The following is a 26812-nucleotide window of genomic DNA, read 5'->3' on the forward strand; positions in this document are numbered from 1 at the left end:
ATATGTTAGCTCCGACCGAGCGTGCCAAAGCCAAAACAAAGGGCAAGCCAACCGAGCTGGGGCAAGCCATCCGAAGGCGGCGCAAGGCCATGGGTCTGACGTTAGAGCAGGTGGCGAAGTCCTCTGATCTGACAACCGGGTTCCTTTCGCAGGTTGAGCGGGGGCTCAGCTCTCCTTCTCTGACATCTTTGATGGCGATCGCAGCGGCGTTGCAAACCAGCATCGAACAGCTTCTCAGCGTGCCCGAGGTGTATTCTGAATTCGTGCCCAAGGACCAGCGGCAGACCTATTCATTAGGCACGCGGGGGCGGTTCTATGAGAAGCTTGGTCCAGGATTCGCCGGCGCATTGTTCCATCCCCAGATCGTTCACCGCCCTGCAGGCCATGTGTCGGAAAAGATGTGCCACGATGGAGAAGCGTTCTGTTATCTGCTGTCCGGTCAGTTGGAGTATCATCTGGGGAAAGGGATTTTCATCATGTCCCCTGGTGACGTGATTCACCATGACACGTCCACGCGGCACTACTCGGTTGTGCTGGGGGAAAATGAGGCGGTCGAGCTCTGGGTCACCACCTCTCCGATCAAAGATACAGGGCCGTCCGGGTCTGCCGCAGAGTGATTGGGATAACGTGTAGATTGGATACAAGTAAAAAAGTTTAACCCATCACTAAAAAAAACTTTAGTAAAACTAAGAATCGCGTATTCTCTCGATCAGGAATGACATAGATTTTTCCGGGAGGAGAGAAGAATGATGCTGAAGACGGTACTGGGAATGACCATCGCCGCCACGCTGTCGATGCCGGCAATGGCGCAGGAGCGGGGCGGAACCCTGAATTTTGCGCGCTATGACGGTTCGCGGCTGATTGACCCAATCTATGCGGACCGCAATCCCGACATCTGGATGGTCGGCAGCCTGTTCGACACTCTGCTGCGCGGCAGCGCCGATGGAAACTCAGTCGAGCCTGGCCTGGCAGAAAGCCATGCGGTCTCCGAAGATGGCAAATCCGTAACTCTGACCCTGCGCGAAGGCGTGCTGTTTGCCGATGGCTCACCGATGTCCGGCGCGGATGTCGTCTTTTCCCTTGATCGGGCGCGCAACCCTGACCTCAGCCCCTGGGCCGGTCTGTTGGGGTCGATAGACTCGGTTTCGGCGGACGGCAATTCCGTGACCATTGCGCTGTCGGCACCTGACCCAACCTTGCTGTCGATGCTGGCAACGTTCAATACGGCCATCGTCTCAAAAGCCGCTTTTGACGCCGCCGCTGGCGCGACGGATCAGGACAAATCCGCCGGGATCTTTGCAGCGAAATCGGCAGGCGTTGGGTCTGGGCCATTCTATCTGTGCGGTTTTGAACAGGGCGCATCGATGGATTTCTGCGCCAACGAGAATTACTGGCGCATGGGTGCGGATGGTAAAGCGCTGCCCTATCTGGACGGCGTGCATTTTGAGATCGTGCCCGACGATGCGACCCGTATCCTGCGCCTGCAGGCCGGTGAGGTGGATGCCGCGGAATTCATCCCGTTCAGCCGTGTGGCGGAGCTGGAGGCTGATCCAAACATCAAGATGCAGCTCTACCCGTCCACCCGGATCATCTATTCGCCGATCAACACGCGTGAAGCGCGGGCAGATGGGTCACCTAATCCGCTTGCAGACGCACGGGTGAGGCAGGCGTTGAACTACGGCACGAACAAGGATGCTTTGATCGGTGTGGTTCTGCATGGGGCTGGACAACCGATGAGCTCGCCTCTGATGGCCAAGGCCACGCAATATGCAGCCGACATGGACCCGCTTTATGCCTATGACATGGACAAGGCCAAGGCGCTTATGTCCGAGGCCGGTGTGCAGCCGGGTACAGAGGTGACATTAACCACACTGGCGGGGTCGGCGGATGACGCCACGATTTTTGCAGCGCTTCAGCAGATGTGGGCCCCGTTGGGCATCAATCTGGTGGTCGAACAGGTCGATGGCGCAACACGCGGCGCCAAGAACCGTTCGGGTGAGTTCGATATTCACACCTATGGCTGGGTCAATGACGTGAACGATCCAAGCCAGGTTGTGGGATGGCTGGGCTATACCCCGACTGCCAAGGCCGTGGGCACAGGTTGGGAAAACCCCGAGTTCAACTCCCTGTTCGAAGAAGCCGCCAAGGAGATGGACCCAGAGGCCCGCAAGGCCAAGTTCGCCCGGATGCAGGAAGTTTATGCAGAAGCAGCACCGTTGCTGTTCATGTACGAAACACCCTTTGCCGTGGCCGTAGGCAATGCTGTCGATGGGTATGTCCAAACCCCCTTGGGCAACAACATCTTCGATGAAGCAACGGTCAGCCGTTAATATCTGACCCTTCTTCCCGTCGCCTTTTAGGCGGCGGGATTCTTGTGCGGAGCGTGCGTGTGTCCAGCCTGACTTATATCTTCAAACGGCTTTTTCTGATGATCCCGACCTTCTTTCTGGTCATGGTGATCATTTTTCTTCTGGTGCGCATGTTGCCCGGTGACCCGGCGATTGCAATGGCCGGGGATCGGGCCTCGGATGCTGATATCCAGGCCATCCGTGAACGGTTGGGATTGACCCAACCGATGGTGGTGCAGTTCTGGCTGTTCCTCAGCAATACGGTTCAGGGTGATTTGGGCCGGTCCATTCTGATGCGATCGGATGTCACCACTGTGATTGTCGACCGTCTGCCGATTACGGTGTTTCTGACGGTCTATTCTGTTGTGCTGTCTCTGTTGATTGCCGGGCCTCTGGCCTTTGTCGCGGCGCTCAATCGTGGGCGCTGGCCGGATGCGGTGATCCGCACGGTGTTTCAGGTCGGTCTGTCGATGCCCGTATTCTATATCGGTCTGGTTCTGCTGACCTTTTTGGCCGCGCAGCTGCGATTGTTCCCGGTGGGCGGGTACGGCGATACGTTCGGGGAACGGCTATATCATTTGTTCCTGCCTTCGGTCACCGTTGCATTGTATACCTCTGCCATCATCATGCGGAACCTGCGCAGCGCGATTATCGAGGTTCTGGATGCCGAATACGTCCAGTTTGCCCGTGCCAAAGGGCTGCCCGCGCGGCTGATCCTGGGACGGCACGTGTTGCGCAATGCGTTGATCTCAACCGTGACGCTGCTGGGCTTGTCCATCGGCAACCTGATGAGTGGTACTCTGGTCACCGAGACGGTGTTTGCGGTTCCAGGCATGGGGCGGCTGATGCTCGAGGCGATCTTTGCCCGGGACTATCCGCTGATTCAGGGCCTGACCCTGACCTTTGCCCTGTTGGTATCTCTGGTTTTCCTGATGACGGATCTGTTCCAGAGCCGCCTTGATCCAAGGATGCGACTGCAATGAGTGATGCGATTTTTACCCCCACGCAACCGACATTCATGCAACGGGCGCTGCGCAAACCGGGGTTTGTGGCCGGATTGCTGATTATCGGATTTTCAATCATGCTGGCCGTTTTTCCCGGTGTGTTTGCCCCCTATGATCCAAACGCAATCGATTATCTGGCGCTTAGGCAGCCACCTTCGTGGGCGCATCCCTTCGGCACCGATCTGCTGGGGCGGGATAGCCTGTCACGGGTAATCTGGGCTTATCAGGTCAACATGCAGATGGCGGTGTTTGGCACGGTCTTTGCTCTGGTGACCGGTGTTATCATCGGGGCACTGGTGGGGTATTACCGGGGCATTGCCGATCTGATTTTTGGCCGGATTGTTGATGCGGTCATCACCTTCCCGTTTTTGGTTCTGGTTATCGCGGTTGTCGCTGTGTTGGGGCCGGGTCTGGTCAATATGTATATCGCGATTTCGGTGGTCTACTGGGTATATTACGCGCGTTTGATGCGAGGCGAGGTGATTGCCCAGATGGGCAACGATTACGCCGCGGCCGGAATAGTCATGGGTTACTCGGATCGACGCATCATATTCCGCCACCTGCTGCCCAACGCGATTACGCCTGTCATCGTTTACTGGATGACCGATATGGCGCTGGTGATCCTGTTGGGCTCGTCCCTGGGGTATCTGGGTCTGGGCGCGCAACCGCCACAGTCCGAGTGGGGCGTGCTGATTGCCGAAGGCCGCAACTTTATCTCAACTGCCTGGTGGCTAAGCCTGATGCCGGGCATTGCCATTGTTGTGACCGGGCTGGGCTTTTCACTGTTGGGTGACGGTTTGGCCGATCTCCTGAGACCACGGGGGTAGAGAGTGGAACACCAAGTACCAATTCTCGAGGTGGACGGATTGTGCACCACGTTTCACCGCACGGGTCAGGCGTTGCCTGCGCTTCGTGATGTCAGTTTCTCAGTCTCACAGGGTGAGGTTCTGGGGCTGGTCGGTGAAAGCGGCTCTGGCAAGAGCGTAACCCTACGATCAATTATTGGCTTGGCCCGCCGATATGGCAATGTAACTGGGCAGGTACGCTGGCAGGGGCGCGATCTGGTGGGGATGCCGGATCGCGCATTGCGCCAAATCCAGGGGCGCGAGATCGCGATGATCTTTCAGGAGCCGATGACCTCGCTCAATCCTCTGCTGACGGTCGGGCTGCAGCTTGAGGAAACCCTGCACGCCCATACTGATTTGTCTAAGGTGGCGCGTCGTGATCGCGCAATCGAAATGCTGAACCTGGTCGGCATCCCCTCGGCCAAGCAACGGTTGAAGGACTATCCGCATCAATTCTCAGGTGGGATGCGGCAGCGCGTGATGATCGCCATTGCTTTGGCCGCGACGCCCAAATTATTGCTGGCGGATGAGCCTACAACAGCATTGGACGTGACCATTCAGGCGCAAATACTTGATCTAATCCTGCAGTTGGCGCAGGACATGGATATGGGCGTGGTGCTGGTGACCCATGATTTGGGCGTGGTGGCCCAAACCTGCGACAATGTCGCGGTGATGTATGCCGGACGGATCGTCGAACAGGGGCCGGTGCGCGGCGTGCTGAAACACCCGCGCCATCCTTACACAGTCGGACTGATGCGATCGGTGCCGGAAAACCTGCCGCCAAGGACGTCGCTCTATTCGGTGCCGGGTGTTCCACCCAGCCTTGATGCACTGCCACGGGGATGTGCCTTTGCACCCCGTTGTGCCGCCTGTGTCGCCTCCTGCGAACAGGATCGGCCACCGTTATCCCTGATCACAGAGGGGCGCCAGGTTGCCTGTTTCAATCCGGTCACCAATGAACAGGGGAATGCCGCATGAAAAGCGCCGTATTGCAAATTCAGGACCTGCATTTACGCTTTCCCATGGGGCGTAGCATGGCCGATGTGGTCACGGGTCGGCCGGGCCGCGTTGTAAGTGCTCTGAACGGTGTCAGCTTGGACCTGTACCGGGGAGAGACCCTTGGTATTGTGGGCGAATCTGGCTGCGGCAAGTCCACTTTGGCACGCTGTATTGTCCGTCTGTACAAGCCAAGCGAAGGCGAAGTCCGATTTGACGGGAAAGACATCTTTGACGCGGCGCAACGTACAGATCGCAGCTATAACCGCCGTGTTCAGATGATGTTTCAGGATCCGTATTCCTCGCTCAATCCGCGGATGACAACAGGACAAATTCTGGCCGAGGCGCTTCGGGTTCACGACATGCGCCCCGAGGATGGTATCCTCGCCCGCGTGGCTGAACTGTTGGATCTGGTCCGGTTGCCGCAGGACGCTCAGCACAAATTACCGCACGAGTTTTCCGGCGGTCAGCGTCAGCGTATCGCAATCGCTCGGGCCCTGGCGGTCGAGCCCGAAGTGCTGATCGCGGATGAGTTGGTCTCGGCACTGGATGTGTCGGTTCAGGCACAGGTGGTGAATCTGCTGCTTGAGCTGCAGAGCGACCTTGGCCTGACCATTCTTTTTGTAGCACATGATCTGCGTCTGGTCCGGCATGTGTCGAACCGGGTGGCGGTGATCTATCTGGGACGGATTGTCGAGATCGGGGACAGCGAAACCCTGTTCTCGAATCCAGCCCATCCTTATAGTCAGGCTCTGTTGTCCGCTGCCCCGTCACTGGACCCGGACGACCGGGGCAAGGCCACCAAGTTGGAGGGGGAACTACCCTCACCGCTAAACATGCCGCCAGGCTGTCCGTTTCACGCGCGCTGCCGTCATGCCAGCGAAATATGCAAACAACAGGTTCCTGCCCTTTTGCCTTTCGAAGGGCGTGGTGAGGTGGCCTGTCATCATGTTGAAGAGATTAATGCCCATGCTTGATGCGCCCGAAACCAAACGCGAGGCGATCATTACTGCCCTGCGGGCAGAATTGCAGGCGCAAGGTCTGGATGCTTTCATCCTGCCCCGCTATGACGCGCATCAGGCGGAATATCTGGCCCCACATGATGAACGACTGGCCTATGTCACCGGGTTCACCGGCACCGCCGGGATGGCAGTTGTCACAATGGACACGGTCGCCCTGTTCGTGGACGGACGATATGTGGTGCAGGCCGCAAATCAATGCCCTTCGGCGCAGTTTACACACCTGCATCTATTCGACGACCTACCCGAGCACTGGTTGGCCGAACGGGCTCAGCCCGGATGGCGTATCGGTTTCGATGCCATGCATCTGTCACCAGTCTTGTATGACCGTTTCGCCAATGCGTTGCAGCGCCAAGAGCTGACCCCGGTCGCAAAGAACCCCGTAGACGCGGTTTGGCCTGACCAACCCCCGATCCCGATGGGTCGGGTTGAGCCGTTTCCAGTGCAGTTTTCAGGCAAGCCGTCGGGCGATAAGATCGACGATCTGGTTGCGGGAATGCGCCGCTTTGGGGCCGGGTTGCTGGTCGAAACTCAGCCGGACAATATTGCTTGGCTGTTAAATGTCCGGGGGGCAGACGTCGCCCTAAATCCGGTGCCGCATTCGTTTCTAATGGTCGACGTCTCGGGTCAGGTTCTGTGGTTTGTCGCGCCGCAAAAGCTGGATCAGAGTGTCACGGATCACCTGCCTGACGACGTTCAGCTTTGCGTACCTGAGGCATTTCTACCGTCGCTGGAGGCCAGGGCTGCTGTAGGGCAGGGCGTCATGTTTGACCCCGAGTTCTCACCAGAGGCCGTCCGTATCGTGCTGCAGCGCATCGGTGCCGATCAGAAGCCCCGGCCAAGCTTGCTGACCACGGCCAAGACGCAAAAGAACCCGACGGAAATCGAGGGGATGCGCGCCTGCCACATCGCTGACGGCATCGCCTGGACAGAATTCTGTGCCTGGTTGGCGGCCACGGTTCCAGAACGTGCCAACATGGGTAATCCGGTGACGGAACGCGAGGCTGAATTGGCTATGCAGGGGTTCAGGCGTGAGCAATCCGGGTTTCTCGGAGACAGTTTCAACCCGATATCCGCTGCGGATGGCAATGCCGCCATGTGCCACTATGCAACGCAGGAAGGCAATGTGGTGCCCTTAGTCAAAGACGGCACATATCTGTTGGATTCCGGAGGGCAGTTTGAAACGGGCACGACGGATGCCACTCGCAGCTTTGCCTTCGGCCCTAACAGGCCCGACGGGTATGATCGGGCTTATACAGCTGTTTTCAAAGCTTTTCACGCATTGTGCACTCTGCGCTTTCCACCCGGAACACAAGGCCATCACATTGATGCTATCTGCCGCCGCCCGTTGTGGGATCTCGGGCTGGACTACGATCATGGCACCGGTCACGGCGTTGGCCACCGCCTGTCGGTACACGAGCATCCTCAGCGGATCGGCAAACCTTACAACCCCGTTGATCTGGCCCCCGGTATGATCCTGTCGATCGAGCCGGGTTACTATGAAACCGACCGATTTGGCATTCGGATCGAAAACCTGTTTGAAATCACGCAGGCTGATGATGGATTTATGACATTCTCGAACATGACCTGGTGCCCCATTCAAACAGACATGTTGGTGCAAGATCTTCTGACCCAGGCCGAGCGTGAATGGCTGAACAGTTATCATACAAAGCTGTTGCAACGCATAGGCCCCAGATTGTCGCCGTCTGCCTTGGAATGGGCCCGAGAAGCCTGCGCATCATTGACCTGAGTGCTAGACTGCGATGCTTAGCCCAGAGACGCCGGGTTATGGCTGACGCCCAACTGATATCGAACCAGCGGGTTGGGAAGGTCGGCCAGCCATGGCATCAGAAACGCAGTGGGGTGCTTTCGGGTCGCGTAACTCAATCACAGCTTGAACTTCGTGCCGCTCTGCGCGACTTGAAGACATGAGCGATTTGAATTGCCCTAATTGCGGATCTCAATGTCCAGTTGCCTTAAAAGCGGCAAAGGTAGTGACCTGCCCGGCCTGCAGCACCACCTTAATTCTTCGCGGCGCACATATTGAAAACGCGGGCGAGCAGGGGATCATGCACGACGCCCCCATGCTGTTTGGCATCGGCGACTATGTCGAATTGGGCAGCAAAACGATCCAAATCGTCGGTCACGCGCGGTTTTCTTATGGCCGGGGGTTTTGGGACGAGTTCTGTGGATTGTCCACGACAAGCGAAACGATCTGGATTTCGGTCGATGAAGGTGACGTGATTCTGCAGACCCCAGTAACCGGTCCAGCCCAACCAAAGTTTCGCCCCCCCTTCAAACCCGGCGAGACGTTAGAGTTTGACGGCACCACCTATACTGTCACCGAAGTGGAACAGGCTGAATGTGTTGCCTTACGCGGGCAGTTCGACGAAGAGCTGCACGTGGGCGAGACCTATGACTTCGTGAATGCTTCAGCTGATGGATATGCCCTGTTGTCAGGCGAGTTTTGGGGCAAAGAGGCGGCGTGGTACACAGGGCGCTGGCATGACCCGTTTGGTGTGCAGGTGGTCAGACCAACATGACCCGGAACAGCGAACTTACCTCGATCAACTGCACATCCTGCGGTGCTGGCCTGGACGTTCTGGGCGGGGGGCGCATCATGGTGCAGGTCTGTTCCTATTGCGGCTCAGAACTGGACGCACAGGACAATTACAAGGTCTTGCGTCGGTTCAAGGATCAGAAGCGCCCTCAATCTCCGCTGTCGATCGGGATGTGCGGCACGCTTTATGGTGTCGAATTTGTCATCATCGGACTTGTCGAACATACCGAACGATGGGCCGGCCGGAGCTTTACCTGGATAGATCATCAGCTTTATTCACCAACTCACGGTTATGCGTGGCTGACGCTGGAAAACAACCACTTGGTGTTTACACGCCGCTATCGGGGGTCAGGCTGGATATCCGAGCACTGGGTTGAGACGGCAGACCATCCGCCATCTGTGCGAACGACTAATGGAACGTACATTTATTACGAAACAACCAACAGCACGATCACCTATGTCGAGGGCGAGTTCACATGGAGCCCGAGAATGGGCGAGCGGACATTCACAATTACTGCGATGTCCGACGCGGCTATGTTGGGCTTTTCACAAACCGGCTCCGAGCGTGAGGCATATCGCTCGATCTATGTCTCTCAGCAAGAGGCTGAAGATGGGTTTGGTGTAAAACTCGACCTCAAGACTTATCGCGTCCATCCGTTGCAGCCATTTGTGGCCGGTCGAAACTTTTACTTTGTGATGCTGTCTTCATTAGTCTTTGCCACTCTCTGTTTGGCTTTGGCGGCGATATTCACAACGCGCTCAGGGCAGGACGTGTTGCGCAACCACACGGTCCGAGCCGCCGATCTTCCGGTGGAAATCGAAATTCCACTGGAAGACAACAACAATCTTACGGCCATCTCATTGCAGGGGGACGTAAAGAACAGCTGGGTCTATATGGATATGGAGCTGGTGGATCCCAACGACCAACCGGTGTTTGAGGCAGGCCGCACGATTGAACGATACTCGGGTCGCGATTCAGACGGCAATTGGAGCGAAGGCTCGCCCCAGACCCGTTTGATTTTCCGACCCGAAGTCTCGGGCACTTATACGCTCACGCTGACTGTGCCTGAGCAAGGGTTGTGGCGTGGTGCCGGGGCAGTTGGTATTCCCGAACAGCCATTCTCTCAGCTAAAAGTTGATGTCCGATCCGGTCTTTCCAGCGGTTATTGGATGATGTTGCTCGGCGGTCTGTTCGGCGCGGTTTTCCTGTTGCAATACGGGCGCAAGGCGCTACATCGACGGGCGCGCTGGTCCGGCACAGATTGGGTAGACGAGGATTGACGTGACAGTATTTAGGATTGCTTTCATTCTCATCTCAACCGTGGCAGTTGCTGCCACAGGGTATCTATCTTATCACGGCTACGGTGGCGAAAGCCGTGATCTGGACCGGTCCGTTCGCGTCGGCAGTGATGGCGGCGGATATTATCGGGCTAACCGCGTAAAATAACGAGGAATCAATGGAATACCTGGCAGCAATTCAGATTGCGGAAATCATCAGCACCATATTCTATACCTTCCTGGGTGTGACATTGATGTGGATCGTGTGGAAGGTGATCGACTGGCTGACCCCATTCTCGATCGTTCGGGAAATCGAACATGATCAGAACACGGCGCTTGCCGTTCTGGTTGGGCTTTTGTTTGTGTCCGTGGCGATCATCATCGCAGCCGTCATCCTTTCATGACACCAATTGGCGCGGTGGATGCACGCGCTGCTTGGCTTTTGGCCGCGACCTTTCTGATCGCGATTGCCGGGCTGATCTACGAGCTGATCGCGGCGACCCTGTCCAGCTATCTGCTGGGGGATTCGGTGCGCCAGTTCTCGCTGGTCATCGGCATTTTCCTGTCGGCAATGGGATTGGGTGCCTGGCTGTCGCGGTTTGTCGATCAAGCGTTTTCCGGTTTCGTCTGGGCGCAGATATTGCTGGGCGTCGTAGGTGGGTTCATGGGGCCATTCCTGTTTTTGAACTATGCCTGGATGGGCCATGTCGAAACCCCACTCTATGCCGCGCTGATCACCATCGGCATTCTTTCGGGAATGGAAATTCCACTGATCGCGCGGGTATTAGAGCAAATCGGGGCTCGGAAATTCCGGTTCGAGAATGTTCTGAGTGTCGATTATGTTGGTGCGCTGGTTGCCTCGCTGGCGTTTCCATTGCTGGTGATCCCGCATTTGGGGCTGATGTCCGCCAGTCTTGTTTTTGGCGGGCTGAATCTGGCGGTGGCGGGCCTGTCACTGTTTCTGTTCCGAAACTGGGCCACCCGCACGCAGGTCGTGGTGTGGGCGGTTGCCTTCGCGGCGACGATGATTGCGCTGTGGCATTCAGAAAAACTGGTATCTGTGGCCGAAGCGGAACTGTTTGAAGACGACGTCATCCTGTCCGAGGCGACCCCCTATCAGAAGATAACCGTGACACGATACCGCGACCGGGTCAGGCTGTTTCTGGATCACTCGATCCAGTTCGATTCTCTGGACGAGCATCGCTATCACGAGGCTCTGGTGCATCCAGCCATGTCATTGGCGCCGCGCCGGGCCGACATCCTTATTCTGGGCGGCGGCGATGGAATGGCCGTCCGCGAAGTGCTGCGCTATCCGGATGTACAAAGTGTCACGCTTGTGGATCTTGATCCGCGGGTTACTCAGATCTTCCGCGACCATTCTATGTTGTCCCAGCTGAACGAGGGTGCGTTCAACGATCCGCGTGTGTCGATTATCAATGAAGACGCCTGGAAATTTCTTGAACGTGACACGCGGATTTACGACGTTACCATCATTGATCTGCCCGATCCAAAGTCGATCTCGCTATCGCGGCTCTATACCAGGCAATTCTATGGTCTGGTTGTCGAGAGGTTGTCGGCGCAGGGCCTTATGGTGACACAAGCTGGGTCACCCTTTTTCGCGCGCCAAGCTTTTTGGTCAGTGGTTGAGACACTAGAAACCAGTCGAAACCCACAGCACCCGGGGCAGGGGCTGAACGCGGTGCCCTATCACAGCTATGTCCCAAGTTTCGGGGAATGGGGTTTTGTGCTGACCTCACCTGAATCGGTGCCGACCCGGGATATCGAACTGCCTGAGGGTCTTCAGTACCTGACCAGTGCAGTATGGCACGCGGCGCAAGAGTTCGGCGGTGACATGGATCGCATCGCGGCCGAACCCAACACGCTGCAGTCACATGTTCTGACCGGGTATTACCTGGACGGCTGGGATTATTGGTTCCGCTGACGCTTACTGCGTCAGCAAGTTCTGTAAAGCACGGCTAACCTGATCTTCAACCCGACCACGTCTCAACCGGATTTAACCAGACCGCTTGCGACCCACTCGTCAAACAGCGTCAGCACAGCATCGCAAAAGGCGGCATCGTTAATGTGTGCGTCCAGCTCAGTCATCGGTACACGGTCCGGTATGGTTTTGCGCGCCTCGTCGACCATTTCTGCCAACGCTTGTGGATCATGGGCCTCTTCGCCCCGCCTGTCCCAAGCTTCTACGCCTTCAACGGGCAGGAAGAAATGGACGGGTCCGGTAGCGGCCTCCATCCGGTTGGCCAGTTCGCGTATCCAGGCGCGCCGTTCGTCTCCGTTGAAGACTGAGCTTTTGATCAATCGGTTATGCTCGTGGAACGGGCGGTCGGCGTAACGCTCGGGGATGTCCTGCCATCCGGCGAAATCCAGCAGGTCCAATGCACCGGGGGCGATCATTTGCGGGATGCCCATACGCCCGGCATTGGTTACCCGATCTTTGCCGCTTGAGACAACAGAGCCCGCCATTAGATTGCCAAACTCCTGCATGCAAAAATCCATCACGCAGGCGAAAGCGCCTTCAGCAGCCAGTTTTTCAAACGCCATGCCGCCCATGCCGGTTGAATGAAACACAGCAACTTCGAAGCCGCGATCTTCCAATGCCGGTTTCAGGGTTTTCATGTAGCGTAGGCAGGACGATCCCAAACTGGTCATCCCGATCAGCGGCTTGCTGTGATCTGGCGCGATGGCTGCGTTGGTGGCACCAACAACCGCCCCAGCGGCCTGGCGCAGCGAGGATTGGCAAATCGAATTCATGCCATAAAGACCCCCGGCCCAGAGGATCATCTGGATATCGGGTGCCAGACGGTGCGGCGGGATCAGCGGTGAGAAACTGACTGTCGACACGATGTATTTCGGCACGCCCATCGGCAGCGCTTGTGCGCAATCCATGGCCAGATCGGTGCCCATGGTCCCGCCCGTGGCCAGCATCCCGTCAAAGCGCCCGTCAGCGTAGGTTTGTGCGACCAGTTTTGCCGCCCCGTCAGCCATGATGCGAAAGGCTTTGTTCTCATCCCCCTGTGCGATCACCTGATCGATGGTCATGCCACCGGCAGCGGCTACGTCATGCTTGGAGATATCGGTCGGGCGTTGTGGATCACCCAGAACCGAGACATCCATGGTCAGCACCTCTGCGCCCTGATCCCGGATCGCGTCTTCGATGAACCGCATTTCCGGTTCCTTGGTGTCGTAGGTGCCGATCAGCAGGATTATCTTTTTTTCCATTGGTTTCTCCCTGGTGCCAAACGATCAGATCTTGATCCACGCCGTTTTCAGATCAAAGTACTTATCCAACGCGTGCAAGGACTTGTCGTGCCCATTCCCCGATTGACCCACGCCGCCCAGAGGCACGGTCAGATCGGCCCCGCCATAAGTGTTCACATGCACCACCCCGGCACGAATACCTGCGACCATGCGGTGCGCCCGGCTGAGGTTTGCAGTCCAGACCCCAGCGGCCAGCCCGTACTCGGTGGCGTTGGCCAGACGGATCGCCTCGTCCTCATCCTTAAACGGAGTGACGGCCAGAACCGGGCCGAAGACTTCGTTCTGGAACAGGTTGTCGCTTTGTTTCACGCCGGTCATGACCGTAGGGGCCATGTAATAGCCACCAGTCTCGGTCAGGATGCGGGTGCCACCGGTTCGACGCTCGGCACCTTCGGCCTCGGCCTGGGTGACAAAATCCAGATTGGCCTCAAGTTCAGGCAAGCTGTGGACCGCGCCGATCTGGCTGTTCAGTTCCAGTGGATCGCCGACACGAAAGCTTTCGGCGTGGAGGGTAATCTCAGCCACGAAATCCTCAAATATCTCGTGTTGCACCAACAGGCGGGATCCGGCAACGCAGACCTGACCGGAATTGCGAAAAATCCCTGCGGCGGAAATCTTGGCGGCCTCAGCAAGGTCCGGCGCGTCGGCAAAGATGATATTGGGGGATTTGCCGCCCAGTTCCAAATAACAGCGTTTCAGGTTCGATCGCGCGGAATACTCCAACAAACGTCGACCCGTGGCACCTGATCCGGTGAACACCATGATGTCGACATCCATGGATAACGCCAGTGCCTCACCCACAACCGCGCCGCGCCCGGTCACCACATTGAACACGCCATCCGGCACCCCTGCCTCGGCTGCCAGTTCGGCAATCTTCAACAAGCTCAGCGAAGCGCTTTCTGCCGGTTTCAAAACCACCGAATTGCCAGCAGCCAGTGCCGGAGCAATCTTCCAACTGCCGATCATCAGCGGAAAATTCCACGGCACGATGGCACCAACAACGCCGACGGGTGCGTGGTGAACAAGGCCCAGAACATCATGGCTGGTTGGGGCTATCTGGCCGTACACCTTGTCGATCACCTCGGCGTAGTATCGGAACGTGGCGGCGGCCGAGAGGGCCTCGGCCTTGTAGGCCATGTTGATCTCTGTGCCGTTATCGCGCACGCCTAAGACCGCGATCTCCAACGCGTGAGCCTCAATCAGATCACCCAGTTTCAACAGCACCTTTTTACGTGCGGCAGGGGCCATCCGTGACCAGCGACCATCTTCGAACGCGACCCGCGCGGCCCTTACGGCAGTGTCGACATCCGTCGGGCTACCTTCGGCAATCTGTGCCAGTGGCAGACCATCGATCGGCGACAGCACCTGGTGTTGAGCACCAGTTTCACTGGCACAAAACGCTCCGTTTATGAAGTGACCCCGCGGGGTGACATCCAGCGCACGCAGCGCATTGATCGAGGCCTGATCCATGAGGGTCATCCTTGCTGGGTTGAATCTTCATCGCCCGTGGGCTGCGGTTTGAGGCGTTCGCGCTGTTCCTGAACAAGCGTGCGGATATGCAGCAGGATGATACCTAGGATCATCACAAACAGGATGGCGGCAATCGGTCGGTCGATGAAATCAAGCGGCGATTTCACTCGTGCCATCGCACTGCGCAGTTTGACCTCCATGATGCCGCCCAGAACCATGCCCAGAATGATCGGAACAATTGGCAGGTTCAGGCGCTTGAGGATCAGGCCAAACACCCCGAATCCGGCCGCGATTGCGCAGTCCGTGACCGAGTTGCGCAGGCTGAACACTCCCACAAAGGACAAAATCAGGATCATGATGCCCAGAAACCGGGTAGGTATCTGAATGATTTTCAGCAGTAGGTTGGTTGAAAACAGCAGAAAAACCAACACGATCACGTTCAGCAGGATCAACGACATATAGAGCGCCATGACGAAGTCCATCTGATCCGCAAAAAGCTGCGGCCCGGGTATCACGTTGTGGACGTAAAAGACCGACAACATCATCGCCGTCAGCGCCTCACCCGGGATGCCCAGTGCCAACAGCGGTATCATCGCAGCCCCGGGTACGGCGTTGTTGGCGGCCTCTGACGCGACCAGCCCTTCGGGCGAGCCGTCGCCAAACTTTTCGGGGTTCTTGGAGCTCTTCTGAGCGTAGGTATAAGACAGGAATTGCGAGGTGAACTCACCCGTGCCCGGCACCATGCCCATGATCACGCCAAGCGACGAGGATACGGTGGCGACTCGTTTCAGGCCTAGCAGCTCTTTCAGGCCGGCGAAGATGCTGCCGCGCACATGGGTGTCACCCGGGGCGTGGTCCTTGTCGACCAGCAACAGCAGCGCCTGACTGATCGCAAACAGCCCCAGCACAACAACGATAAGATCAACGCCAGAGGACAGCCAGCTTTGGTCAAAAGTAAAGCGCTTGGTGTATTTGACCGGCTCCAACCCGACGGTGCTGAGGAAGATGCCGAAAAAGGCCAGCATCGCGGCTGAGAAAATCTGCCCGCGATGGGCCAGGATCACCAGCAGGATGCCCATGAAGGCGGCCAGAAAGATTTCACGGCTGCCGAAATGTGGTGCAACCCAGGCCAGAACGGGCGACAAGATGATCAGGCACAGGATCGAGTAGATGCCGCCAAAGAAAGACGCAGAGTAAGCCAGCGAAAGCGCACGGTGACCTTCGCCCCGCTTGGTCATGGGATAGCCGTCATAGGTGGTCAGCGCATTGACGGCTGTACCGGGTGTGTTGATCAGAATGGCCGGGATCGCGCCGCCATACATGGATGATCCATAGATACCCAGCAGCAGGGTCAGGCCAACGATGGGTTCAAACGCAAAAGTGGCGGGCAGCAAAATGGCGATGGCCACGGCGGCACCGACGCCAGGCAGAGCGCCGATGATGACCCCGCCGACCGAGCCGATGATAAGTGCCACCACGACCTGCCACTGTGTCAGTATCGCAAAGCCTGAGATCAGATTGTCCATGTTGGCCTCACAGATAGGTCAGCGCAAAGACGCGCACGCTGTCGGGCAGGTATTCATACACGCGACCGGCAGGAATATTCACCTGTAGCAATGCCCGGAAGACGATGGCCACCACTGCACCAAACGTCAGCGAGATGCCTATGGCCCCGCGGGACCGGAACCCAGTGCGAATGGCCAGAAAGGCTGCAAACAGCATCGTTGAAGGCAGGTATCCAAGCCAGGGCACGGTCACCACGTAGATCAGGAAATAGGACACGTACTCCAGGGACATCAACCAGAACGTGACTTCTTTCAGACGTCCGGGAATACGCGGGGACAGAACCGAGCTCAGCAAATGCATGCCACTAAAGATTACCATGCCCCAGATGGCAATCATCGGCCACAGCGCGGGCTGTGCGAACCATTTGGTACGTTTGACCACTTTGGTCTCGGTGCCCAGTTGGCTTAGCAGGAACAGCGCGAATGCGAAAAACAAAAGGGCAAAAACGATGTCGCCAGGACGGCGATACCGCCGGAACATGTCTTGCAGCGTTTTAGCGATCATCGTGACCTCCCCTCAGATTGAAAAGGACCCGGATTGGCTCAGAGCGACCGGGTCCGTTTCATCTTATTCGCCCAGGATTTCTTCGATTTTGGCGAAAGAGGCCTTGTCCTGTTCGATCTGCGCGTTGGACGCATCCGGATCCTGCCAATAGACCAGCGCTCCGGTTTCTTCGGCAAGTTGCTTGGCTTTGTCCGACTGCAAGGCCTTTTGCGCCGCCGCGGAAATCTTCTCGCGTGCGTCGGCGGGGGTGTCTTTGTGAACAAACAGGCCGTTCCACAGGGCCAGCGGCAGGTCAGGGTTTAGCTCAACCACGGTTGGTGTATCCGGCACCAGCGAAATGCGTTCCCCACCGATGCTGGCCAGAACGTTGACCTGATCCAGGCAGGGCAGCACAAGCTGCAGCGTGGTGTTGATCACATCCACATCGCCTGAGGCCAGCGTATTGCAATCCAGTGCATCAAACGCGGCTTCACTTGCGAAATCGAACCCGCTGCTGACGGCGGCGGCAAAGGTAACCTGCGTGGGCGGCAGGACCGATCCGAAATGTCCCAATGCCAGGTCGTTATCCTTGCCGTGGGCTGCCAGCTCCTCCCAAGTCGAATATGGGGCGTCCTTGCTGGATGCGATCACAAACGGATAGGTAAGGAAAATGCCAATCGGGTCGAACGGATTGGGATTAAGCTCGGGGATACCGATTTCGGGCCCGATGACCGGCACACCAATCACAAACGAGCCAATGGTATAGCCGTCCGCCGGGGCAGTTGCCACTTCGACCGCGCCGGGGAAGGGGCCGCCGCCACCGCCGGGTTTGTTCACGACCGCAGCAGGGACGCCGTACATGGCCTGAAATTCATCCGCGATCATACGCGTCAATACGTCCTCCAAATCGCCCGGAGGCCATGGCACGACAAAGGTCACCGGCTTTTCAGGATACTCGGCCAGTGCAGCGGTTGCGGTCGCTACAAAGGCGGCGGCTGTAAGAATTTTCTTCATTGACACCTCCCGTGGTTGGTTCATTATTTGATCCACGTTAACAATAATAATGTTGCTTTGTTAAGTTAGTTCTGTCAAGTAATACCTGAGCTGGAGGACACGAAACACATGGGTACTGCTCTTAATGCCCTTAAAATGTTGAACTATTTTTCGAACTCTCAGCCAGAGATCGGGCTGAGTCACTTTGCGCGACTGTCCGGTCTGAACAAAGCGACCGCGCTGCGCCATCTGCGCGCGCTTGAAGAATACGGACTGATTGAACAGAATCCGATGACAAAATCCTACGCGATTGGCCCAGCCGCTCTGCGCTTGGCCGCCTTACGCGAGATCGCCAGACCCGGTATCGAAAGCGCCCGCCAGAAAATGCAGGTGGCCATGCAAGAGGTTGGCGAAAGCCTGCATCTGTCACTGTTGGAAAAAAACGTCCTGCAAACCGCTTTGGTCGTTGAAACAACGCGCCATAGTGTGCGGGTCAGCTTGGACCCCAGTGAGCTTCTTCCGATCAACGCCACTGCCTCGGGTCTGTGCATGCTCAGCTTTGGGCCGGCTTTCTTGCTGGACCAACTTGAGCAGGGCGGTTTGCAACGGTTTACGGGCACCACGCTGACCGACCCGAACCAGATCAAGACGCGGGTGGCGCAGATCAGCAAAGCGGGGTGGTCTAACAGCAATGGCAGTTATGAAGATGGCGTTTTTGGATATGCAGCCCCCATATTTGGCATCGATCAGGTCGCCTTGGGGACAATCGCAATCGCCGTTCCCGAAAGCCGCGCAAGCGGTGACCACCTGCCGCTGATTTTATCCGCGTTGCACAGCCTCTCGACCGACCTGACCGCAAATTTCGGCGGTCAGTTGCCCGGCTCATTTCCAATCGAATTCCACCCTTGACCACAGGTGGCCCTAACCCCCGGAGACCCGACTTATGAAAGACTCCAACTTTCTGAAGGAAAACAACGCCCGTCACTTCTGGCATCCGATGGCGCACCCGGCTGACAGTCAGAAGAATCCCCCAACCATCCTGAGCGGTGGCGAAGGTGTCAGCATCATCGATATCGACGGGCACAAAGCTCTGGACGCAGTCGGAGGGTTGTGGAACGTCAATCTAGGATATTCCTGTGAGCCGGTGAAACAGGCGATTGCCGATCAGCTGAACGCGTTGCCTTATTATTCGACGTTTCGCGGCACCAGCAACGACAAGGCGATTGAGTTGTCTTATGAGCTGGCACAGTTCTTTGAACCCGATGGACTGACCCGGGCCTTTTTTACCTCGGGCGGATCGGATTCGGTTGAGATCGCGCTGAAACTGGCGCGTCAATACCACAAAGTCCGCGGTCAAGAGGGGCGCACCAAATTCATCAGCCTGAAACAGGGCTATCACGGCACCCACTTCGCCGCCGCCTCGGTCAACGGCAATCAAAAGTTTCGCGCCGCTTATGAGCCGATGATGCCGGGCTGCTTCCACGTGCCCGCCCCATGGACCTATCGGAATCCGTTTGACGAAACCAACCCCGAGCGTCTGGCGCAGCTTTGCGTCAAAGCGCTGGAGGCTGAGATAGCGTTCCAGGGCGCGGACACCGTGGCAGCCTTCATCATGGAGCCAGTTCTGGGAGCAGGGGGCGTGATCCCGCCGCATAAAAGCTTTATGCCCATGGTTCGTGAGGTCTGTTCGAAACATGGTGTGCTGCTGATTTCGGATGAGATCATCACAGCCTTCGGCCGCACCGGCAGCGAAAGCGGCGCGCGGCATTGGGGCGTGCAACCCGATATCATGACGACGGCCAAGGCCATCACCAATGGCTATTTCCCCTTTGGCGCTGCGATGATTTCCGGTGCGGTGGCTGAAGTGTTTGAAAGTGACACCACCGGCAAAGCCTCGGTTGATCAGGGCTATACCTATTCCGGCCACCCAGTTGGGGCGGCGGCGGCCTTGGCTGCGCTGTCGGAAATCAACCGCCTTCGGGTCTGGGAGAACGCAGCCGCGCGCGGAGATGAGCTGTTTGCCGGTCTGCAAAAGCTGGCGGACAAACATGACGTGATCGGTGATGTGCGCGGGGGCGAGGGCCTGATGTGTGCGTTGGAGCTGGTTTCGGATCGCGCAACCAAAGCACCGATTGCCAAGCATCTGCCGCTGCAGATTCAGAAGGCCGCTTATGAAGACGGTGTGATGGTGCGCGTGTCGGGCAACAACATTATCCTGTCGCCACCTCTGGTCATCACCTCGCAGGACGTGGCCAAGATCCTGTCGGCGCTGGACACTGGTTTGGCTAGCCTGTGACCAACTGATTGGACCCATCCACCAAGGGTGGGGTCAGACTTTGACGGCCTGCAATTCCTCAAGCAGGTCCAGCAGGTGATCCAGTTTTTCCCGCCCCATCTGCGCCTCGATGTTGTTTGATATCGCTAGTGAAGTCTCGAGATTTTCTTTTAGAATCCGACGACCTTCTTCGGTGATTTTTACCATGGTGCGCCGCTTGTCCCGGCTGTCCTGGCGGCGCGTGATCTGGCCTTCTGCCTCCATCGTGCGCAGAATGCGGGTGAGGCTGGGCAACAGCAGGCAGGCCTCATTGGCGATGGTGCTTTGCTCGACTTCGCCCAGTTCGTCCAGAACGCGCAGAATGCGCCATTTCTGTTCGGTCAGCTGAATACCTTGCAACATATCCCTGATCGGTGCCATCACCGTTTCACGGGCGCGCAACAGCGCAATTGGAAGGGACCTCGAGGTGCTTTTGGTATGGCTTTGTATGGTCATTCGGCCTTCTAATGCGCTCTTTCTGGAAATGCAAAGATTAACAAGGCAAGTTCTTGACGGGAGGTGTGCAATTTAGTAAACATGTTAATGATTAAAGGAGGGGACATGCCACATTTCCACGTCGAATACTCTGGCAACCTGGAAGATCGGGTCGACATGGGGGGCTTGTGCGCCTGTATACGGGCCACTGCGGCTGGGATCGATACCTTTCCGTTGCCGGGAATTCGCGTTCGGGCCACGCGCGTCGATCATTACGCCATTGCAGACGGCAACCCCAAGCATGGGTTTGTCGACATCTCGATCCGCCTGCGTGCGGGCCGTTCCAAGGATGTCAAACAGGACGCGACCCGGAAAATCTTTGAGGCGGTCAAGGCCTATCTGGAACCAGCCTTCGCGCAAAATTCCATCGCGCTGTCGCTAGAGATGCGCGACATCGACCCAGAGTTATCGCCTAAGACCGGCACGATCCGAGACCATCTGGCTGCCACCAAGCAGGAGAGCTGACGCATGAGCGCATTGGACACAAATACCGAGAAACTGACAGGCTTTCTGGCGCGGTTCAAAGACACCGGCATCAAGAACCGCATCGCAGGTGAAGATTACGATGGGGCGGCGGGGGTGTTTCAATCCATCTCGCCGGTCGACAAGTCGGTGATCTGCGACGTTGCCCACGGCACTGCAGATGACATAGACGCGGCGGCCACCGCGGCCCATGCCGCTTTTGCCGACTGGCGCGACATGCCCGCGCCCGAGCGGCGCGGCATCCTGCTGAACGTGGCCGACGCAATTGAGGCGCGCGCCGAGGAAATTGCCCTGTGCGAATGCTGGGACACCGGGCAGACCCTGCGGTTCATGTCCAAGGCCGCGCTGCGCGGGGCGGAGAACTTCCGCTATTTCGCCGATCAGGTGGTGCAGGCGCGTGATGGGCAGCATCTTAAATCTCCGACGCTAATGAATGTCACCACCCGAATGCCGATTGGACCTGTAGGTGTGATAACCCCGTGGAACACGCCCTTTATGCTGTCGACCTGGAAGATTGCGCCAGCACTGGCTGCGGGCTGCACTGTGGTTCACAAACCGGCTGAGGATTCGCCTCTATCAGCCCGTCTTCTGGTGGAAATCGCTGAAGGGGCGGGGTTGCCCAAGGGAGTATTGAACACGGTCAACGGGTATGGCCCCGATGCAGGCAAGGCGCTGACTGAACACCCGCTGATCAAGGCCATCGCGTTTGTCGGCGAAAGCCGCACTGGCAGTTTGATCGTCAAACAAGGGGCGGACACGCATAAGCGCAATCATTTGGAACTGGGCGGTAAAAACCCGGTCATCGTGTTTGCGGATGCAGATTTAGATCGGGCCTTGGATGCGGTGATCTTCATGATCTATTCAATCAATGGAGAGCGCTGCACCTCATCCTCGCGCCTGCTGGTGCAGGACTGTATCAAGGAAGAGTTCGAAGCCCGGTTGGTCGAGCGAGTGAACAACATCAAGGTCGGCCATCCGCTTGACCCGGCGACCGAGATTGGCCCGCTTGTGACCAAAGAACACTATACCAAGGTCACCAGCTATTTCGATATTGCTAAAGCCGATGGCGCGACCATAGCCGCGGGCGGCGTGACGATTGGGGACGAGGGGTATTTCATCCGCCCAACCCTGTTTACCAATGCAAACAACCAGATGCGCATCGCCCGAGAGGAAATCTTTGGTCCGGTTCTGACTTCGATCCCGTTCTCGACCGAAGATGAAGCGTTGCAGATTGCCAACGACACGCCCTATGGCCTGACTGGTTATGTCTGGACCAACGACCTGACCCGGGCCCTGCGCTTTACCGACAAGCTTGAGGCCGGGATGATTTGGGTCAATTCAGAAAATGTGCGCCACCTGCCCACACCCTTTGGCGGGGTCAAAGCCTCGGGGATCGGTCGGGACGGCGGTGACTGGAGCTTTGAGTTCTACATGGAGCAAAAGCACGTCGGCTTTGCCACTGGTCAGCACAAGATCATGCAGCTGGGTAAGCTGTAACAACCACCAATTAGAAGCGCGCGAAAACTCTAACACCAGGAGGCCTTTATGCCCGTTCCAGCCCCCAATTTATACCCCGACTTCAACACCATCAGGCTAAGCCATGTTTGCCTGAATGTCAGCGATCTGGCTGCATCGAGTAAGTTCTATTCGGATATTCTGGGGCTGCAGGTCTCGGATGAGACGGACACCCATATCTATCTGCGGGCGATGGAAGAACGCGGGCACCATTGCGTGATCCTGCAGAAATCCGACCAACCCGGCACGGTCGAGGTTATGGGGTTCAAAACCTTCGATGAACAGGATCTGGACCGGGCCGAGGCATATTTCCGCTCCAAGGGATGCCCGGTGGAATGGGTTGAGCGGCCTTATCAGGGGCGCACGCTGCTGACTTCGGACAATATGGGTATTCCGTTGGAGTTCTATCACAAGATGGACCGATTAGAGCCGATCCATCAGAAATACGCGCTTTATCGGGGCGTAAAACCGCTGCGGATTGACCATTTCAACTGCTTTTCATCCAATGTCGATTACAGTGTGGCCTTCTACAGCGATTTCGGCTTTCGCGTGACGGAATATACCGAGGACGATGACAGCAAGCGCCTGTGGGCCGCGTGGATGCACCGCAAGGGTGGGGTGCATGACATGGCGTTTACCAATGGCACCGGTCCACGCATGCACCATGTGGCCTTTTGGGTACCGACGCCGTTGAACATCATTGACCTGCTCGATCTGATGTCCACCACGGGATATGTCGACAATATCGAACGCGGCCCGGGACGACACGGTATTTCCAATGCCTTCTTCCTGTATATCCTCGACCCCGATGGCCACCGGATTGAGATCTATTGCTCGGATTATCAGACCGTGGACCCTGATCTTGAGCCGATCAAATGGGATCTCAAGGACCCACAGCGCCAGACCCTGTGGGGGGCGGCAGCCCCGCGCAGTTGGTTCGAACATGGCACCCCGTTTGTGGGCGTTGATCTGAAAGAGTCGGATTTGGCCGCCTCACCCATTATCGCGCCATAGGAAAACAGAAGGCTTGAAGTGCGTGATCCGGACCATAGTCTGGACAAAAACACGGCTTTTGGTGCGCGCGCAGAAAATTGAAAAAGGAAGTATAACCCATGGATTGGGATGAGTTTTCGCATTGGGGGCAACACATCTCACGATGGGCTGCCAATTATCACAAAACCCTGGCGGATCGCCCGGTGCGGGCGCAAACTACTCCGGGGGATATCGCCGCTCAGCTTTTGGCCGCTCCTCCGGACAAGGGTGAGCCGATGGAGGCTATCCTCGCCGATTTTGAGCGCATCGTGATGCCCGGCATTACCCATTGGCAGCACCCGAGGTTCTTTGCCTATTTCCCTGCCAACGCCGCGCCGCCTTCGATGCTGGCGGAAATGCTGGTGACCACAATTGCGGCGCAATGCATGCTTTGGCAGACCTCGCCTGCGGCAACCGAGATCGAAGGCGTCATGGTCGACTGGCTGCGCCAGGCGCTCGGTTTGCCTGACGGCATGACAGGTGTCATTCAAGACAGCGCGTCTTCGGCCACCTTATCGGCAGTGTTGACCATGCGCGAACGGGCCACCGGGTTTAGCGGCAACCGCGAAGGCCTGAACGGCAAGGGGTCGTTGCGCATATATTGCTCGGATCAGGTGCATTCCTCAATCGACAGGGCCTGCTGGGTTGCTGGGATTGGTCAGGACAATTTGGTCAAGCTTCCGACGCAGGGCGATACCTTTGCGATTGATCCGGACCGGCTTGAGGCCGCCATTCAGGATGACATCGCTGCAGGGCACGTCCCAGCTGGTATCATTGCGATCACCGGCGGCACGGGTGTGGGGGCCTGCGACGACCTGATCGCCGTGGCCGATATTGCGCAAAAATTCGACCTGTATTCCCATCTGGACGCCGCTTGGGCCGGGTCTGCAATGATCTGCCCCGAGTTCCGCCAGACATTCTGGCCCGGAGCAGAACGGTATGACAGCATCGTCTTTAACCCTCATAAATGGCTGGGGGCGCAGTTCGACTGTGCCATCCAATTCCTGCGGGACGCAGCGCCGCAGCTAAACACCCTGAAAATCGAGCCGGAATACCTCAAGACAACCGGTGCAGAGGTGACGAACTATTCGGAATGGACAATCCCCTTGGGGCGCCGGTTTCGTGCATTGAAAATCTGGTTCCTTTTGCGCTCATACGGGTTGGAAGATCTGCGCGCGCGCATCCGCAATCACGTGGCCTGGGCGCAGGAGCTGGCGCAACAGATCAAAGCCATGGAAGGGTTTGAAATCACGACCGGCCCGATCCTAAGCCTGTTTTCCTTTCGGTGCCCCGGTGATGACGACATGCAGCAACGGCTGGTCGATGCGCTAAACACCGACGGGCGGATTTACCTGACCCAGGGGCTGTTTGAGGGGCGGAAAATCATCCGCTTTCAGGTCGGGCAATTTGATACGACTCGGGATGATGTGCTGATGGCCGCCAAAGTCATCGGCGACGTTTGGGAGAAGATCAGATGAAGTTCGCAACATTCACCGCCTCTGGCGATACATTTTTTGGCGCAATCACTGATCAAGGCGCAATTGCCCTGAACGATGACTTTCCCAACCATACCAGCCTGTTTGAGGTGATCGCTGCAGGTGCGTTCGACCAATTATTGACAGCCGCCGAAGGCAAACCCGTGACGCATACCGATTTTGCCTATGAAATGGTGATGCCGGATGCCCGCCGAATCCTATGTGTCGGGGTAAACTTTCCGGATCGTAACGCCGAGTACAAAGATGGCAGTACGCAGCCGCAATACATGTCGCTGTTTCCGCGCTTTGCCAGCGGGTTCACCGGGCACAATCGCCCTCTGATCCGGCCTCCGGAAAACCACACGCTGGATTACGAGGGTGAGGTGGCCATCGTGATTGGCAAAGCAGGTCGCAGGATTGCGCAGGCAGAGGCGTATGACCATATCGCGGCCCTGACCCTATGTAACGAAGGGACAATCCGCGACTGGGTGCGTCACGCCAAGTTCAACGTCACGCAGGGCAAGAACTGGGACAAATCAGGTGCGATTGGCCCGTGGCTTGTGCCGTTTGCTGATGCGGCCCAACTGGATGAGGCCCGCATTCAGACCCATGTAAATGGAGAGCTGCGTCAGGACGATACGCTGAACCGAATGATGTTCCCGATCCGACGTGAGATCGAATACATCTCGACCTTCATGACATTGCAGCCCGGCGATGTAATCATCACCGGCACACCTACCGGCGCAGGTGCGCGGTTTGACCCTCCGAAATACCTTGTCCCCGGCGATGTGGTCGAAGTCTCGGTCGAAGGCATCGGGACCCTGTGCAATACAGTCGAGGACGAGCAGCCATGAGCCCCGAAGACCACGCCCGTGCCGCCGCTGACTTGCTGCAAGCGGAACAAAACCGCGAACAAATCGGCTTGCTGACCCTGCGCCACCCTGAAATGGGAATGGACGACGCGTATCAGGTGCAAAACGCTCTGTATCACCAAAAACTGGCAGCCGGGCGCAAGGTGATCGGATGGAAGATCGGCCTGACATCAAAGGCAATGCAATACGCGTTGAATATCGACATTCCCGATAGTGGGATTTTGTTCGATGACATGATCTTTGATCATGGGGGCACAGTTCCGGCTAACCGCTTCATTCAGCCCCGGATAGAAGCGGAGATTGCCTTTGTAATGAAATCGCCTGTGGGTGGCGCGGATGTTAACCGCGAGGATATCATCGCCGCAACGGACTATGTCGTCCCATCGATTGAAATCCTTGACACGCGTATCCAACGCGTTGACCCCCAGACTGGCAAGGCCCGCACCGTCTATGACACGATCAGCGACAATGCCGCCAACGCGGGCATTGTTCTGGGCCGGGAACGCCACGCAATTGATGCCTTCGATCTGTGCTGGGTTGGCGCGCTGACCTTTCGCAATGGCGAGATTGAGGAAACCGGGCTTGGTGCCGGGGTTCTGAACGACCCGGTCGAAAGCGTGGTCTGGCTGGCCCGGCGCATGGCGCAATACGGTCAGAGCATTGAGCCCGGGCAGGTGATCCTGTCGGGCAGTTTCATCCGCCCTGTGGAATGCCCATCGGGCACCGCCATCCAGGCTGATTTCGGGCCTTTCGGGGCGGTCGATATTAATTTTGCATAAAGGAGC

At 57.3% G+C, this 26812-nt stretch carries 26 protein-coding genes; 20 read left to right on the forward strand and 6 right to left on the reverse strand.

Going from position 1 to position 26812, the window contains the following annotated elements:
* Positions 1-2: 2 nt before the first annotated feature.
* The 12 genes from RUM8411_RS07580 (at position 3) to RUM8411_RS07630 (ending at position 11992) form a co-directional block, all read left to right on the forward strand.
* Positions 3-617 carry a helix-turn-helix domain-containing protein gene (locus RUM8411_RS07580; RefSeq protein ID WP_085822096.1) on the forward strand — a complete coding sequence of 205 codons (615 nt, stop codon included), beginning with the start codon at positions 3-5 and terminating at the stop codon, positions 615-617.
* Between the two features lie 129 nt (positions 618-746).
* Positions 747-2330 carry an ABC transporter substrate-binding protein gene (locus RUM8411_RS07585; protein ID WP_085822097.1) on the forward strand — a complete coding sequence of 528 codons (1584 nt, stop codon included), beginning with the start codon at positions 747-749 and terminating at the stop codon, positions 2328-2330.
* Between the two features lie 59 nt (positions 2331-2389).
* A complete protein-coding gene (locus RUM8411_RS07590) occupies positions 2390-3331 on the forward strand; it encodes an ABC transporter permease (protein ID WP_085822098.1) in 942 nt (313 codons plus the stop codon).
* On the forward strand, positions 3328-4179 hold the full coding sequence (locus RUM8411_RS07595) for an ABC transporter permease (protein WP_085822099.1): 852 nt from the start codon (positions 3328-3330) through the stop codon (positions 4177-4179). The genes RUM8411_RS07590 and RUM8411_RS07595 overlap by 4 nt, the downstream gene beginning before the upstream one ends.
* Before the next feature lie 3 nt (positions 4180-4182).
* Positions 4183-5175 (forward strand): ABC transporter ATP-binding protein, encoded by a 993-nt coding sequence (locus tag RUM8411_RS07600; protein WP_085822100.1) that lies wholly within the window; start codon positions 4183-4185, stop codon positions 5173-5175.
* Complete coding sequence (locus tag RUM8411_RS07605) at positions 5172-6170, forward strand: ABC transporter ATP-binding protein (protein WP_085822101.1); 999 nt, start codon at positions 5172-5174, stop codon at positions 6168-6170. Before RUM8411_RS07600 ends, RUM8411_RS07605 begins: the two co-directional genes overlap by 4 nt.
* Positions 6142-7962 carry an aminopeptidase P family protein gene (locus RUM8411_RS07610; protein WP_234995164.1) on the forward strand — a complete coding sequence of 607 codons (1821 nt, stop codon included), beginning with the start codon at positions 6142-6144 and terminating at the stop codon, positions 7960-7962. The genes RUM8411_RS07605 and RUM8411_RS07610 overlap by 29 nt, the downstream gene beginning before the upstream one ends.
* A gap of 319 nt (positions 7963-8281) precedes the next feature.
* Positions 8282-8755, forward strand: a complete 474-nt coding sequence (locus tag RUM8411_RS07615; RefSeq protein ID WP_234995165.1) for a DUF4178 domain-containing protein — start codon at positions 8282-8284, stop codon at positions 8753-8755.
* Complete coding sequence (locus RUM8411_RS07620; protein WP_085822103.1) at positions 8752-10053, forward strand: DUF4178 domain-containing protein; 1302 nt, start codon at positions 8752-8754, stop codon at positions 10051-10053. The genes RUM8411_RS07615 and RUM8411_RS07620 overlap by 4 nt, the downstream gene beginning before the upstream one ends.
* A gap of 1 nt (position 10054) precedes the next feature.
* Entirely contained in the window at positions 10055-10219 is a 165-nt protein-coding gene (locus tag RUM8411_RS22825; protein ID WP_200818548.1) for a hypothetical protein, read from the forward strand.
* 10 nt (positions 10220-10229) lie between these two features.
* Positions 10230-10454, forward strand: a complete 225-nt coding sequence (locus RUM8411_RS07625) for a DUF350 domain-containing protein (RefSeq protein ID WP_085822104.1) — start codon at positions 10230-10232, stop codon at positions 10452-10454.
* Positions 10451-11992 (forward strand): polyamine aminopropyltransferase, encoded by a 1542-nt coding sequence (locus RUM8411_RS07630; protein ID WP_085822105.1) that lies wholly within the window; start codon positions 10451-10453, stop codon positions 11990-11992. The genes RUM8411_RS07625 and RUM8411_RS07630 overlap by 4 nt, the downstream gene beginning before the upstream one ends.
* Positions 11993-12054: 62 nt before the next feature.
* On the opposite strand, the gene RUM8411_RS07635 is transcribed toward RUM8411_RS07630, so the two are convergent.
* The 5 genes from RUM8411_RS07635 to RUM8411_RS07655 all read right to left on the reverse strand — a co-directional run bounded on the left by RUM8411_RS07635 (position 12055) and on the right by RUM8411_RS07655 (position 17862).
* Positions 12055-13290, reverse strand: a complete 1236-nt coding sequence (locus tag RUM8411_RS07635; RefSeq protein ID WP_085822106.1) for a Tm-1-like ATP-binding domain-containing protein — start codon at positions 13288-13290, stop codon at positions 12055-12057.
* Between the two features lie 24 nt (positions 13291-13314).
* Positions 13315-14799 (reverse strand): aldehyde dehydrogenase, encoded by a 1485-nt coding sequence (locus tag RUM8411_RS07640; RefSeq protein ID WP_085822358.1) that lies wholly within the window; start codon positions 14797-14799, stop codon positions 13315-13317.
* 5 nt (positions 14800-14804) lie between these two features.
* Positions 14805-16325 carry a tripartite tricarboxylate transporter permease gene (locus RUM8411_RS07645; protein ID WP_085822107.1) on the reverse strand — a complete coding sequence of 507 codons (1521 nt, stop codon included), beginning with the start codon at positions 16323-16325 and terminating at the stop codon, positions 14805-14807.
* 7 nt (positions 16326-16332) lie between these two features.
* Positions 16333-16869, reverse strand: coding sequence for a tripartite tricarboxylate transporter TctB family protein (locus tag RUM8411_RS07650; protein ID WP_085822108.1), 537 nt, complete (start codon positions 16867-16869; stop codon positions 16333-16335).
* 63 nt (positions 16870-16932) lie between these two features.
* A complete protein-coding gene (locus RUM8411_RS07655; protein WP_143534851.1) occupies positions 16933-17862 on the reverse strand; it encodes a tripartite tricarboxylate transporter substrate binding protein in 930 nt (309 codons plus the stop codon).
* A 108-nt stretch (positions 17863-17970) separates the two neighbouring features.
* Here RUM8411_RS07655 and RUM8411_RS07660 point away from each other — a divergent pair, with 108 nt between their 5' ends.
* Together RUM8411_RS07660 and RUM8411_RS07665 are read left to right on the forward strand one after the other, a co-directional pair.
* Complete coding sequence (locus tag RUM8411_RS07660) at positions 17971-18750, forward strand: IclR family transcriptional regulator (protein WP_085822109.1); 780 nt, start codon at positions 17971-17973, stop codon at positions 18748-18750.
* Positions 18751-18784: 34 nt separating this feature from the next.
* Positions 18785-20137 carry an aminotransferase class III-fold pyridoxal phosphate-dependent enzyme gene (locus tag RUM8411_RS07665; protein WP_085822110.1) on the forward strand — a complete coding sequence of 451 codons (1353 nt, stop codon included), beginning with the start codon at positions 18785-18787 and terminating at the stop codon, positions 20135-20137.
* 33 nt (positions 20138-20170) lie between these two features.
* Here RUM8411_RS07665 and hpaR read toward each other — a convergent pair whose 3' ends face one another.
* Complete coding sequence (gene hpaR, locus RUM8411_RS07670; protein WP_085822111.1) at positions 20171-20611, reverse strand: homoprotocatechuate degradation operon regulator HpaR; 441 nt, start codon at positions 20609-20611, stop codon at positions 20171-20173.
* 105 nt (positions 20612-20716) lie between these two features.
* Here hpaR and RUM8411_RS07675 point away from each other — a divergent pair, with 105 nt between their 5' ends.
* The 6 genes from RUM8411_RS07675 to hpaH all read left to right on the forward strand — a co-directional run bounded on the left by RUM8411_RS07675 (position 20717) and on the right by hpaH (position 26806).
* Positions 20717-21115 carry a 5-carboxymethyl-2-hydroxymuconate Delta-isomerase gene (locus RUM8411_RS07675; protein WP_085822112.1) on the forward strand — a complete coding sequence of 133 codons (399 nt, stop codon included), beginning with the start codon at positions 20717-20719 and terminating at the stop codon, positions 21113-21115.
* A gap of 3 nt (positions 21116-21118) precedes the next feature.
* Positions 21119-22630, forward strand: a complete 1512-nt coding sequence (gene hpaE / locus RUM8411_RS07680; RefSeq protein ID WP_085822113.1) for a 5-carboxymethyl-2-hydroxymuconate semialdehyde dehydrogenase — start codon at positions 21119-21121, stop codon at positions 22628-22630.
* A 48-nt stretch (positions 22631-22678) separates the two neighbouring features.
* Entirely contained in the window at positions 22679-23662 is a 984-nt protein-coding gene (gene hpaD / locus RUM8411_RS07685) for a 3,4-dihydroxyphenylacetate 2,3-dioxygenase (protein ID WP_085822114.1), read from the forward strand.
* A gap of 98 nt (positions 23663-23760) precedes the next feature.
* A complete protein-coding gene (locus RUM8411_RS07690) occupies positions 23761-25158 on the forward strand; it encodes a pyridoxal phosphate-dependent decarboxylase family protein (RefSeq protein WP_085822115.1) in 1398 nt (465 codons plus the stop codon).
* On the forward strand, positions 25155-26009 hold the full coding sequence (locus tag RUM8411_RS07695; RefSeq protein WP_085822116.1) for a fumarylacetoacetate hydrolase family protein: 855 nt from the start codon (positions 25155-25157) through the stop codon (positions 26007-26009). The genes RUM8411_RS07690 and RUM8411_RS07695 overlap by 4 nt, the downstream gene beginning before the upstream one ends.
* On the forward strand, positions 26006-26806 hold the full coding sequence (gene hpaH / locus RUM8411_RS07700; protein ID WP_085822117.1) for a 2-oxo-hept-4-ene-1,7-dioate hydratase: 801 nt from the start codon (positions 26006-26008) through the stop codon (positions 26804-26806). Before RUM8411_RS07695 ends, hpaH begins: the two co-directional genes overlap by 4 nt.
* Positions 26807-26812: the final 6 nt, after the last annotated feature.

The sequence above is a fragment of the Ruegeria meonggei genome, assembly GCF_900172215.1.
Taxonomy (GTDB): Bacteria; Pseudomonadota; Alphaproteobacteria; order Rhodobacterales; family Rhodobacteraceae; genus Ruegeria; species Ruegeria meonggei.